We start from the raw sequence: 11,928 nt of genomic DNA, 5'->3' as shown, positions 1-11,928 counted from the left end.
GGAGCACCCCGATTAACTGTGTAGACTTGGCGACGCTGCTGCACCCACCATGGGACCGCACGGCTTGCCGCCTTAGCTCAGTTGGCCAGAGCAACGCACTCGTAATGCGTAGGTCTCGGGTTCGAATCCCGAAGGCGGCTCGGATCAACCCCAGGACTCACTCGCCGTGACCTGGGGTTTTTCTTATGCCCGGACCACTCGGCGGCTGCCCGGACCACTCGGCGGCGGCGCGCTCGCCGGGGGGTGCGACGCGGCACCGCGCCGGGCCGAGCGGGCCGCGTGGCCAACGGGCGTTTCCGCAGGAGCTTTCACGCTCAGCGGCGGCTCTCCAGCACCCGGTCCAGGGTGAGACCCAGCACGGCCCCGAGCAGCACGGCGGCGACCATCATCGAGCCGACCTCCGCGTCGAGCGCGCCCCAACCGTTGATCAGCGACATGACCAGGGTGAAGAGCGGGACCGCCAGGGTCGCCGTGAGATGGCGGGGGAGGGAGTCGCGGTGCGGGTCGCGGTGGACGCGGCCGGCGGCCAGGACGCAGATGGTCATCGTCAGCACGTTGGGGATGTAGATGAGGGCGACCCGCCAGCCGAAGGAGTTGAGTCGGGAGTCGAAGACACCCTGTACCGCGTAGTCCACCGCGAAGCTCAGCAGCGTCAGCGCCACCAGGCCGACAGCCCACGAGCGGATCAGTGGGAAGAACCACTTGGGACGCTCCTGGAACCCCCGCGCCTGCATCTGATGTGCTCGCGGCCAGGCCTGGTTGCTGCGCGTGCCGTACATCGTGCACCTCTCTCTTTTCTCGGGGCCGCACACGCTATCTCAGGTGATCGTGTCGCCATCTAAGGTGAAGCTATGAACGCACGGGGTCACGCCGGACGGCAGGGGCGGCACGTCGGCCGCCGAGCAGTGCTCGGGGCCGGGGTCGTGGGCGTCGGAGCCTTCGCGGCGTGGAAGGTGTTCGGCAGTGACGAGGGCGGGGGCATCGCGGCGCCGCCCGAGCGGCAGCCCGCCTGGACGTACGCGATGAACGGCGCTGCCGCCGGGGTGATTTGGCTGAGCAGTGCGGGCGGCTCTCTCTACGTCACCTCCGAAGGCCCGCTGTCCGTGCACGCGGTGAACGCCGGGAGCGGACGCGAGCGGTGGGTGGCCGAGGTGACCGGCGGCAAGCAGGGGGACGCGGTGCTCGGTCCCGTCACCGTCGCCGACGGGACCGTCTATGCCGCAGCCAGTGGCGGGCGCCTCAACGCCTTCGCGGACGGCGACGGCAGTCGGCGCTGGGTGAGTGCGCCGCTGGGCGGCGGTCCCCCTGCGGCGCCTGTGGTGATCGGCTCCACGGTGTGCGTGCTGATGGGGACGGAGAAGGCGGCGGACGAGGCAGGTGGCACCCGCACCCTGGTCGAGGGTGTGCTCTGCGGGCTGGCTACGGCCACGGGGCGCGTCAAGTGGCGGACCGAGGGGAACCGGCTGCTGCTCGGGGACCCCTCCCGCGGACAGGTGATCGCGGAGACCCGGGACGGCGAACGGATCGTCGCACTCGACGCGGATTCGGGGGACGAGCGCTGGTCGCTGCCGAAGCAGGACAGCGTGGTGTTGGCGACGGGTGCGAAGCTGCTGTACGCGACCGGGTCGGGGAAGGCCAACGAACTAGCCGCGTACGACCTTTCGACCGGGGAGCGGCGCTGGAAGTCACCCACGCCTCCGAAGGAGAGAGCAGACGGTCAGGGTGCGGGGATCACTCTCTCCGCCGACGGGCGTACGGTCTACGCCTGCGAGGGCGGGACCGGGGCCGTGTACTCGTACGACGCCGCGACGGGCGACCGGCGCTGGCGCGCCACGGTCGATTCGCCGGTGGCTCCCGAGGCCGCGTCGGGCGGGTCCGCCGTCTTTCTGGCCACGAGTGACGGTTACCGGGGCGCGCACTCCGTCGACACCGGCTTCCAGAACCCCTTCTCCGACGGGGCGAAGGAGCCCGGCGGCTATGTCACCGCACGAGCCGCGTCCGACGGGAAGCAGCTGTGGCGTACAGCGTCCGACAGCTGCACTTCCGCACCGGCGTTGGCGGGGGGCCGGTTCGTACTGGTGGGCCATGACGCGGAGTTGTGGGCCTACGACGCCCGTACGGGAGCGGCGATCTGGCGCGCGAAGGGCGAGCCGGGTGCGGAGAGAGTCCCCCTGGTCGCCGACGGCAGGCTTTACGTGCTCACGGATGCGGGAGTCAGCGCGGTTTCGACTTCGGCGTGATGCTCCGGAGGCCCGAGGTCCCGGAGGCCCGGGGCTCCGGAGCCCTGGAGGCCCGGAGCCCTGGAGGCCCGGAGCCCCGGAGGCCCGGAGGCCCGGCCGCTCCGCAGCTCAGGGCGGTAAGTCCCGTATGCACGTGCGAATTGGGCCCGTGGGCCCATGCGTCGACCGGCGTCGCTCTGTACGATTCTCGAACACCTACTCCCCCACGGGACACGGCTGCCCCGCAGAACACAGCTGCCCCAGAGGGCACATCCCCCCCGCACTGAGCGCGCCGCACGGAAGGAACCACGAGCAAATGGAGCATCGCGGACCGACAGACGGAGTGGCGCGGAAGCGAGAGCGCGGACTCCGGTGGAGCGCCCAGGTGATGGGCGGCGCGGCGATCGCGATGCTGCTGCTGGCCGGTTGCGGGGGCGGCGGCGCGGCGGAGGAGGCGGCGCCGGAGGGCTACGAGCGCCTCAAGACGCCCCAGATCACGGTGGACTTCCCCGAGGCGTGGAAGGTCCAGTCCGAGGCGGAGCGGCCCGAGGCCGCCGACGGGGCGGCGGTGCTGGAGCAGGGCGGACGCCAGCTCGGGAAGATCTCGGTCGTGCTCAAGTACGACGACTCCCGTGACGCGGACACGGCGGCGGCCTCCGCCCTCGGAGACCACGAACTGCGGGCGCAGATCAAGGGGTTCAAGGACTTCACCGTCGGCGGCGCGGATGACGGTCAGCGGATCGACTACGCCTTCAAGTCCACGGGAACCGGGACGACCCCTCCCAAGGGGGAGCTGGTCAACGGGGTCGACGTGGTGGCCACGGACAAGCGGGGCGAGACCTTTCTGGTACGGATCAACGCTGCCGCATCCGCTCTGAGCGCCGACGAGCTGGAGAAGGTCGCCAAGAGCGTCCAGGTCGTCGAATCCGGCTGAGGCCGGCACGCGTCGGCCGGATCTCCGGCGTGGCGAGTCCGCCGATGAGATCGGCTGCCGTGGAGCCATGGAGATGCATCCACGACCGTTCTACGCGTCGCGGAAGACCTATGTGCCAATTCTGACGCGCACAGTGACTTTCCGTCCTCGATAACTCCTTCCCGAATCACTGGAGTTATGGGCGACAGCCTCGGCATTCGTGCGAGGCATTCATCAATTCTTGTGGTTCATCATCACCGTGCGGGAAGCCCGCGGGGGAGAGGGGCAGGGGGAATGGGACCCTTCGAAGGGTCGAGGTCGGTTTCGCGCAGGATGTCAACTGATGCCGGACAAGGCGCTCTTGACTACGTGGGTGTCGTCGTAGTGGCCGCTGCGGTCGTCGCGGGCATGATCGCCACCGGTATGGACGGCCATATATCGGGGGTCTTCAGTGCCCAGATATGCAAGGCCTTCGGCGGATCGAACTGCGACATCGTCTCCGTCAGCGGCAAGGGCCCGAACGTCCAGGACAGGGACGCGGCTTACCGGCCCGCGTTGTGCAACACGCACACTGAGCAGACCGACTCCGGGCAGGAGGTCAAGGTCGCCGTCGTCAAGCTGGGCAGCAAGTTCACCATGAAGCGGGAAGAGTTCACGGACACTTCGGAGAAGCTCCCGGACGGCTCGCCGGGCACCGGGAAACGCTTCATGATCACCGTCCAGGGGAGCGGTGAGGCCGGCATTGAAACCGGGATCAAGGGGAAGATCGGGAGCGCCAAGGGGAAGGTCCTCGATCTCGGCGCCGGAGTCGAGGTGAAGGACGGGGACACGTGGGTCTTCTCCAACGAGAAGGAGGCCACTGAGTTCCAGGAGAGGGTCAAGGGCCTTCAGGACTCCGCTCCGAAGGAGGCCGGAAAGGGGTTCCTGCGGGTCTTCGGGGTCGACCTCGACAAGGACGAGCGGAACAACTTCAACAAGGCCTACAAAAACAACCACATCACCACCGAAGAGACGAAGGTCAAGGGGAAGGCGGAGCTCGGGCTCGAAGGCGAGGTCAAGCAGAGCGCCTATGGGATCTCGGGAGCCGTCGACGCGAGCGGCATGAAGCGCACCCAGATCAACAACTGGGTGCACCCGCCGGTCATCTCCACCACCCGCGACTTCGAGGTCAGTGGCAAGGGGAAGGCCGGCTGGGGCGCGAACGCGCTGCCTGGCACGAAGCTCAAGGGCGAGGCCGGCGCCGGGTTCAACGGCGCCATCACGGTTACGCGTTACTCCGATGGGCCGAACAAGGGAAAGCTGGCCCGGATCGACGTCGTCAGCACCTTCACCAAGGAAGGCAGCCTCGCCAAGAACATCGAAGCGTCGAAGGAAGCCCCGGGAGGCACGGGCAAGCACCGGAAGGGCAAGCACCGGAAGGACGCCAACCCCAAGGGCACCATCAAGGGCGGGGTCAAGGACGGCATAAAGGAAGTGGAGACCACCACCACGACCCTTGTCTTCCCCGAGGAGTCAAAGATCACGCCCGAGCAGCGCGAGCAGCGGGACATGGTGGAGAAGGCCATCGGCGAGGGCAACAACGACATCGTCGGCGACTCCGAGGGCAAGCCGAACGTGGACGGCAAGACCCTGACGGGAATGATGACCGATACACCTCCCGCGACCTCGCCCGACAAGCCGGGAACTCCGCTCAGCGCGAGCGCGAACCCGTACGCCCGCCTCCTTCACGACAACGCCATCAGCACCAAGACGGTCCACTCGGTGGACGTCGACAACAAGGAGGGCGGCTTCGAGCTGAAGGCCGGCCTCTCGCTCGGGTACACCACGAAGATGGACTCGGAGACCTCGACGCTGGAGAAGGCCGAGTTCCTCGGAGCGCCGGCGGGCAAGGACGGGTCCAGGTCCTTCATGCCCATCGATGCGTGCAGCTGAGAGCTTGCACATCATTCCGGCTGTCATGGGCCGGTGACCCGCGGAAACGGGGTTCGAATCCCGAAGGCGGCTCCGTCGAGGCCCCAGCTCAGACCGTTCTGAGCTGGGGCTTCCTGGTTCAACGGATGTACGCCGCTGGGAGGACTCCGCCTGCCGGGCTCGTGTGGCTGCCGGGGGGAGCCGCGGAGATCGTGAGAAGGTCCTGATCCTGAAGCAGATCCTTTGTGATGAATATCGGGGATCTCACACGAATGGACACGGCGTTCATCATGCGGATCAAACGTCTCATCGATCTGACGGTCAGCCTGGCACTTCTCGTCCTGGCACTTCCTCTGTTCCTTCTCGTCTCCCTCGCCGTCGCCACCACCTCGCCGGGCGGCGTGATCTTCCGGCAGGTACGGGCGGGGCACAGCGGCCGGCCCTTCGAGATGCTCAAGTTCCGCACCATGTACGACGGGGCGGACGACCAGCGGACCGCGATCGCGGCGCACAACGAGATGAACGGCCATCTGTTCAAGATCCGGCACGATCCCCGGATCACACCGGTGGGACGAGTGCTGCGGCGGCTCTCTCTGGACGAGCTGCCGCAGCTGGTCAACGTGCTGCGCGGGGAGATGTCGCTGGTCGGCCCGCGGCCCCTGCCGCTCTTCGACTCCGGCTACAGCGGCCCGGCCCGCGCCCGGCTCTCCGTGCCGCCCGGCCTCACCGGGCTGTGGCAGGTGAGCGGGCGCTCGGAGCTCTCCTGGGAGGAGATGGTCCGGCTCGACCTGTACTACGTGCACCACCATTCGGTCCGCATGGACCTCACGATCCTCGCCCGCACGGCCCCGGCGGTACTGACCGCCCGCGGCGCCCACTGATGCGAGCGCGTTCGGCGCCGTGCGCGTGCGGACTCAATGCGAGCGCATCGACGCGGCGATCTGCACCATGCGTGTGTACAGCGGCCTCATGCGCATCTGCATCCGCTCCGTCGTGACCTTCTCGACGACATCGCCGCAGAAATTGAGCAGGGCGCGCTGGGGCGTCCGTCGCGTGGCCGAGAGCATGGCCCCCGCCCGCCTGCGGAACTCCTCCGGGGAGGACGTCCAGAACCACGACCCCGGGTCGACGGCGTCGCGGTACATGCGCTGGAATCCCAGGTCCTTCTCGAACGGGAGGTTCCACAACGTCAGGCCCAGAATGGTGTCCCGGTCGGTGAGGAACCGGCGATAGGGCGCTGTGGGGATGACCCGCACATGGCTGCTCATCTCCGTGACGGGAGTGCCGCGCAGCGCGTAGTTCATGAAGTGCTCGTCCTGGAAGAACCCTTGTTCGCCCCGGTCGTGGCGGGTCATGGACAGTTGCCACGCCTTGTCGATCCGCTCGTGCAGCGGCGACGCCCAGCGCTCGGGAACGACGTAGACCGAGCCGTTGAACATCTCGTGGTCCGCGGTCTGTTCACCGAGTTCGACGTGCATCGCCGAGCACAGTTCCCAGTACCCTTCCAGCTTCTTCGACCCTGGCTTGGCCAGGTCCTCCAGTCGTTCGGCCTGCGCCCCCACCGCATCGCCCACGCTCGCGATCAGGTCGTCCAACGGCCGCACGCACAGCACGTCGGGCTCGGTGAAGAGGTGTACGCCGCCTCTGCCGCGCAGTGCTTCCATGGCGTCGAGGTGATAGAGCGAGCATCCCCACACCTTGGCGTACCCCTCCGGGGGCCGGTGGGCGAACGGGGTCAGCAGGATCTCGACGCCGAGGCGCGCGAGCTGTCCGTGGAACGGCTCCGGCAGGGCGTCCGTGGTCACCAGGACCAGGTCGGCGTCGGGATTCCAGCGGCGCAGCGAGCCGTAGGCGGAGGCCATGCAGCGGTAGTACGTGTAGTACGTGGGCTCCCCCAGCCGGCCGCGTGCATAGGGGCTCTGGGCGGACGGCATCCGCGCGAAGGCCATGGCCACGGTGACGTTGCGCGATGAGGAACTCGCGTTCATTCGCTCTCCTTTTGCACGGCCCGACGGGGTGACCGGTGCCAGGACACGCGGGGCGACGAGATGCGCGACGAACGGCCGACGGCAGCCGAGAATCCACGCAGTGGTCACGTATACCTGATTTGGGCGTATATGTACCAGAGATTTCATCTCTGTCCGAGACTGCTTGCGCCAGGGAGCCCATATGGACGCGCCGTGCATTGCCGTACTGATGGCCAGTCACAATCGCTGTGAGAAAACCCTTGCCGCCCTTGAGGCATTGGAGCGGCAGCGGGATCTGCCGCCCGGCACGTCCGTGCGTGTGCATCTGGTGGACGCGGCGAGCACCGACGGCACCCCGCAGCGGATCGCCGAGCGGTTCCCGGACGTCGACGTGGTGAGCGTGGGCCCCGACGTCTTCTGGGGCGAGGGCATGCGCATCGCCGCCGGCCGAAGCGTCCGCCCCGGCCTGCCGCCCTTCACCCACCACCTGTGGCTCAACGACGACGTGCGGCTCGGGGACGACGCGCTCTCCTTGCTGCTCGACACCGCCGACGAGGTCGGCGGGAAAGCGGTGGTCGTCGGTGCGGTCCACTCCACCGACGGCGGACGCACCACGTACTCGGGGCTGCGGCACACCGATCGGCCCTGGTGGCACCCGTACCAGCACGACCTGATGATGGTCGAGCCGTCCGGCCGCCCCGAACCCTGCGACACCCACCACGGCAACGTGGTGCTCGTGCCCCGCCAAGTGCGGGACCGTGTGGGCGACATCGACCGGCGGTTCTGGCACAACATGGGCGACTACGACCATGGCTTCCGGGCCCGGCGGGCCGGCATGGGCCCGTTCGTGGCGCCCCGTCACGTGGGCGCCTGCGACACGAATCCGCCGCTGAGCGGATCCAAGGAACCCGGCATCGGCGCGCGCGAGGCGCTGCGCCGGGTCACCTCGCGGCGCGAACTGCCGTGCCGCGCGTGGTGGGTCTACTGCGCCCGGCACCTGTGGCCCTGGGCGCCGGTGCTGATGTGTTCGCCGTACATCAAGACCTTCCTGCGCGCGATGCGGGGCCGGTGATCGCATGCCTCTCGCCCAGAACCCCGCGACCGCGTTGCTCGCCTGCGGTGCACTGATGGTGTTCGTCCTGCTGGTGACGGTGTTCGTGCGGAGCCCGGGGATCGGCATCGGTCTGCTCATGGCGGGCCAGTTCTCCCTCGTCCTGGGCGACGCTGGGCCTCTCTCGCTCGACGTCGGCGGCATGAACCTCACCGTGCTGGACTTCCTGGTCGCCGCCGCGATCCTCGCGGTCGTCGTCCAGCTCGCGGTGCATCCCCGTGTCCGCCCGAGCCTTCGGCGCCGCGCGCTGTGGCTGCTCTGCGCGGTCGTCCTGGGCTCCCTGCTCGCCGGCGTGGCCGCGCACGGGGTGCAGGCGGCCGGGAACGACGCGCGGACGTCGTTCCTGTACGTCTTCGGGCCGGCGCTGTACGTCGTCGCCGCGAACCCCCGCAGGGATCTGACCGCCGTCGTCGTACGGACCTGGACCGCGGCAGCCGTCGGGTACGTGCTGCTCGCGCTGGTGTGGTGGTCGCAGTACGGCGTCGGCTCCAGCTCCTCCACGGTGTTGGTGGACGGCCACGTCGTCGGCGGCCGCGGGGTCCCGGCCGTGGCGGCGTTCCTCGTCGCCCAGGCGGCGGTGATGCTGCTCGTGGTGCGGGGGACGCGTCCGCGCGTTCTGCTCGTCGCGGGCCCGCTGCTGCTCACCGTGCTTCTGCTGCAGCACCGCTCCGCATGGACGGCCATCGCCGCGATGGCCTGCGGCTGGCTGCTGCTGCGCCCCGGACGGGTGCTGCGCAAGGCGGTCACCGGGGGTGCCGTGGCCTTCGCCGCGACGGCCGCCGTGATCCTCACGACGGCGCTCCCCGCCGACCGGCTGACCACGGACCTTGCCGAATCGGCGTCGAACGACAGCACGTGGGAGTGGCGGGTCACCGGGTGGCTGCAGCTGATCGACCGACTGCATGGGACGGGCGACTGGCTGTTCGGTCTTCCTTTCGGCAGTGGGTACGACCGCCTCCTGGGCGGCGTCGTCACCGACGTCAACCCGCACAGCTACTACGTGTTGATGCTGCTCAGGGTCGGACTCCTGGGGCTGGCCCTGCTGTTGGGGATCGTCCTCGCCTCGCTCCGCAGCGGCGGCCGGACGACGTCCGCCGGACTGCTGATGTGGCTGCTGGCCGCCGGGGAGGCGGTCTACTGGCTCACCTATGAACCGACGGTGCCCGACGGCCTGCTCCTTGGACTGATGGTGCGGTACGCCACGCGGACCACGGACGGACCGTCGCTGCCCGTGCCGAAGACGCGGGACGCCCGACCGGTGTCCGTCACCCCGGTGCCGACGACACAGGCCGCGACCATCGAATGAGTCCGCTTTATCTACTATGTCCGGTTAGGGTGCGCGCATGTCTCCCAAGAAAGCACTGATCACGGGTATCACCGGCCAGGACGGCTCGTATCTCGCGGAGCTGCTGCTGGCCAAGGGGTACACCGTCCACGGGCTGATCCGTCGCTCGTCCGCCTTCAACACGCAGCGGATCGACCACCTCTACCAGGATCCGCACGACGCCGACGCCCGGCTCCTGCTGCACTACGGCGACCTCGCCGACGGCAGCCGCATCACCACCCTGCTGGAGCGGCTGCAGCCGGACGAGGTCTACCACCTGGCCGCCCAGTCGCACGTCCGAGTCTCCTTCGACGAGCCGGAGTTCACCGGCTCCACGACGGGCCTGGGCACCGTGCGCCTGCTGGAGGCGATCCGGATGACCGGGCTGCCCTGCCGCTTCTACCAGGCGTCCAGCTCGGAGATGTTCGGCATGACCCCGCCGCCCCAGGCGGAGAACACCCCCTTCCACCCGCGCTCCCCGTACGCCTGCGCGAAGGTCTACGCCTACTGGGCCACCCGCAACTACCGCGAGGCGTACGGGACGTTCGCCGTCAACGGCATCCTCTTCAACCACGAGTCGCCGCGCCGCGGCGAGACCTTCGTGACCCGCAAGATCGCCCGCGCCGCCGCGCGGATCGCCCGGGGCGAGCAGGAGTTCCTCTACCTCGGCAACCTGGAGGCCCGCCGCGACTGGGGCTACGCCCTGGAGTACGTCGACGCCATGTGGCGGATGCTCCAGCGCGATCAGCCGGACGACTACGTCGTCGCCACCGGCACCAGTCACAGCGTCCGCGACTTCCTCGGCTTCTGCTTCGAGCACGTCGGCCTCGACCCGGAGAAGCACGTCCGCTTCGACGAGCGCTATCTGCGCCCCTCCGAGGTCCCCGACCTGATCGGCGACGCCACGAAGGCCCGGAGCGAACTGGGCTGGCAGCCGACCGTGTACGCCCCCGAGCTGGCGCGCATCATGGTCGACGCCGAACTGCAGCTCCTGACGAAGCCTGCTCCGCTCAACCGCGTCCCCTCCTGAACCGGCCCGCCATGACCGCAACCGAGCCGGTCCGGTCCGGATCGCGCGGCGTTCTCGCCGTCCTGGCCTGGAACTCCTCCGGCGCGGTCATCGGCGCGGTCCTCCAGATCTGCTACACCGCCTACACGGCCCGGCTGGTGTCCCCCGGCGCCTACGGCGCATACGCCGTGTCGGCCACCCTCATGACACTGCTCGCGCCCTTCGCCTGTCCCGGACTCGGCACGTACCTGCTGCGTGCCGAGCGGCTCACCCAGCGGACGGTGCGCAGCGCGTGGAAGGTGTCGGTGGCGACCGGAGCGGTGTGCTGCGCCGCGGTACAGGCGGTCACTCCGCTCTGCGTCGCCGCGTGGGATCTGCCGGAGGCCGGTCCGCTGCTCCGGCTGGCCGGCCTGCAGTTCCTCGTCCAGCCCGCGGCGTCGGTCGCGGCCACGGCGCTGCGCCGGCTCGACCACGGGCGGTTCATCGCGCTGACGGAACTGCTCGGGCAGGTCTGCGGGATGGCCACGGCCTCGGCCCTGCTCGCCCTGGGCTGGACGCCGTACGGCCTGGCCGTCGCTCCGGCCCTGGGCGCCGCGTACACGCTCATGATGTGCGGCCCGCGGCTGGCGCGCGCCGTGGCGGAGGACGGGCCGCCGGTGCCGGTCCGCTCCATGCTCGGCCTGTCCAGCGCGTTCGCCGGGTACAGCCTGATCCAGTCGCTCACCCTCAGCGCGCCGCTGTGGGCGGTGACCCGCGGGCTCGGCGCCGCCGCCGCGGGGCAGTTCTCCCGGGCCTCGCTGACCACCGCCCTGCCGGGGGACATGCTGTTCCAGAACTTCCACCGCTCCGTCACCCCGGCGCTGGCCCGCAGGAACGGCGACGGTCTGCCTCTCGGGCCCGCCGTCCGCGATGTGCTCAGCGTCGGCTCGGCGCTGGCGTTCGTCTCGTTCGGCGCCGCCGCCGGAGTCGGGCCGTCCGCGCTGCGGCTGCTGCTGGGACCCGGCTGGGAGACGGCCTGCGCGCTGGTGCCGGTGCTCGCCGTCGGCGCCGCGCTCACCCTGCTCTACAACATCTGTTACGCCGTGGACGAGGTGCGCAAGGCGATGCGCACGCTGCTGCGGATCCAGGTGGCCGTCACCGTCGGCACGGTCGCCACCGCCGTGGCCGGGGCGCTGACGCACGATCTCACCCTGCTGGCCGCCGCCGTGGCCGTCGGCACCGGCCTCGGTCATCTCCTGCAACTGCGCGGCTGGCAGCGCGAGGGGGTGTGCCGGCTGAGCTCGCTGGTCCGTCCCTATCTCGTGCACGCGGCCGTCGGCGCGGCCCTGTGGGCGAGCGGCCTGGCCGGGGCCTCCCTGGGCGAGGCGCCCCTGGCGGCGACGGGTTTCGCCCTGCTCGGCATGCTCCCGGTCGCCCTCGTCTGTCTGGCCGCGCGCCGCCGGATGCCCCTGTACGCGACGGCCGTGCAACGCGG

At 69.6% G+C, this 11,928-nt stretch carries 10 protein-coding genes and 1 tRNA gene; 9 read left to right on the top strand and 2 right to left on the bottom strand.

Features of this window, described 5'->3' with window-relative positions; all coding sequences use genetic code 11:
- The first annotated feature begins 66 nt into the window (after positions 1-66).
- A tRNA-Thr gene (locus tag VIU94_RS06425) sits at positions 67-140 on the top strand.
- Between the two features lie 174 nt (positions 141-314).
- On the opposite strand, the gene VIU94_RS06420 is transcribed toward VIU94_RS06425, so the two are convergent.
- Positions 315-779, bottom strand: coding sequence for a hypothetical protein (locus VIU94_RS06420; RefSeq protein WP_331908477.1), 465 nt, complete (start codon positions 777-779; stop codon positions 315-317).
- A 72-nt stretch (positions 780-851) separates the two neighbouring features.
- Between VIU94_RS06420 and VIU94_RS06415 the strand changes: the two genes are divergently transcribed.
- The 4 genes from VIU94_RS06415 to VIU94_RS06400 all read left to right on the top strand — a co-directional run bounded on the left by VIU94_RS06415 (position 852) and on the right by VIU94_RS06400 (position 5,924).
- Entirely contained in the window at positions 852-2,240 is a 1,389-nt protein-coding gene (locus VIU94_RS06415; protein ID WP_331908475.1) for a BamB-related PQQ repeat family beta-propellar protein, read from the top strand.
- A gap of 295 nt (positions 2,241-2,535) precedes the next feature.
- On the top strand, positions 2,536-3,153 hold the full coding sequence (locus VIU94_RS06410; protein ID WP_331908473.1) for a hypothetical protein: 618 nt from the start codon (positions 2,536-2,538) through the stop codon (positions 3,151-3,153).
- A 177-nt stretch (positions 3,154-3,330) separates the two neighbouring features.
- Positions 3,331-5,064: a hypothetical protein gene (locus VIU94_RS06405; protein ID WP_331908471.1), complete on the top strand. Its 1,734-nt coding sequence runs from the start codon at positions 3,331-3,333 to the stop codon at positions 5,062-5,064.
- Between the two features lie 251 nt (positions 5,065-5,315).
- Complete coding sequence (locus tag VIU94_RS06400; RefSeq protein ID WP_331908469.1) at positions 5,316-5,924, top strand: sugar transferase; 609 nt, start codon at positions 5,316-5,318, stop codon at positions 5,922-5,924.
- 33 nt (positions 5,925-5,957) lie between these two features.
- Here the strand turns inward: VIU94_RS06400 and VIU94_RS06395 are convergent, their stop codons facing one another.
- Positions 5,958-7,031 carry a hypothetical protein gene (locus VIU94_RS06395; protein WP_331908467.1) on the bottom strand — a complete coding sequence of 358 codons (1,074 nt, stop codon included), beginning with the start codon at positions 7,029-7,031 and terminating at the stop codon, positions 5,958-5,960.
- A 181-nt stretch (positions 7,032-7,212) separates the two neighbouring features.
- Between VIU94_RS06395 and VIU94_RS06390 the strand changes: the two genes are divergently transcribed.
- The 4 genes from VIU94_RS06390 to VIU94_RS06375 form a co-directional block, all read left to right on the top strand.
- On the top strand, positions 7,213-8,082 hold the full coding sequence (locus VIU94_RS06390; protein ID WP_331908465.1) for a glycosyltransferase family 2 protein: 870 nt from the start codon (positions 7,213-7,215) through the stop codon (positions 8,080-8,082).
- 4 nt (positions 8,083-8,086) lie between these two features.
- Positions 8,087-9,427 (top strand): phosphatidylglycerol lysyltransferase domain-containing protein, encoded by a 1,341-nt coding sequence (locus VIU94_RS06385; RefSeq protein ID WP_331908463.1) that lies wholly within the window; start codon positions 8,087-8,089, stop codon positions 9,425-9,427.
- Between the two features lie 37 nt (positions 9,428-9,464).
- Positions 9,465-10,475, top strand: coding sequence for a GDP-mannose 4,6-dehydratase (gene gmd / locus VIU94_RS06380; protein WP_331908461.1), 1,011 nt, complete (start codon positions 9,465-9,467; stop codon positions 10,473-10,475).
- An 11-nt stretch (positions 10,476-10,486) separates the two neighbouring features.
- On the top strand, positions 10,487-11,928 hold a 1,442-nt coding region (locus VIU94_RS06375; protein ID WP_331908459.1), incomplete at its 3' end, for an oligosaccharide flippase family protein.

It is taken from the genome of Streptomyces sp., assembly GCF_036566765.1.
Classification (GTDB): Bacteria; Actinomycetota; Actinomycetes; order Streptomycetales; family Streptomycetaceae; genus Streptomyces.
This window is presented reverse-complemented; position numbering and strand designations above follow the sequence as displayed.

Bases quoted from the DNA above. Each gene is read 5' to 3' on its own strand.
- VIU94_RS06420 (WP_331908477.1), bottom strand. From the start codon at position 779: ATGTACGGCACGCGCAGCAACCAGGCCTGGCCGCGAGCACATCAGATG.
- VIU94_RS06415 (WP_331908475.1), top strand. From the start codon at position 852: ATGAACGCACGGGGTCACGCCGGACGGCAGGGGCGGCACGTCGGCCGC.
- VIU94_RS06410 (WP_331908473.1), top strand. From the start codon at position 2,536: ATGGAGCATCGCGGACCGACAGACGGAGTGGCGCGGAAGCGAGAGCGC.
- VIU94_RS06405 (WP_331908471.1), top strand. From the start codon at position 3,331: ATGGGCGACAGCCTCGGCATTCGTGCGAGGCATTCATCAATTCTTGTG.
- VIU94_RS06400 (WP_331908469.1), top strand. From the start codon at position 5,316: ATGGACACGGCGTTCATCATGCGGATCAAACGTCTCATCGATCTGACG.
- VIU94_RS06395 (WP_331908467.1), bottom strand. From the start codon at position 7,031: ATGAACGCGAGTTCCTCATCGCGCAACGTCACCGTGGCCATGGCCTTC.
- VIU94_RS06390 (WP_331908465.1), top strand. From the start codon at position 7,213: ATGGACGCGCCGTGCATTGCCGTACTGATGGCCAGTCACAATCGCTGT.
- VIU94_RS06385 (WP_331908463.1), top strand. From the start codon at position 8,087: ATGCCTCTCGCCCAGAACCCCGCGACCGCGTTGCTCGCCTGCGGTGCA.
- gmd (WP_331908461.1), top strand. From the start codon at position 9,465: ATGTCTCCCAAGAAAGCACTGATCACGGGTATCACCGGCCAGGACGGC.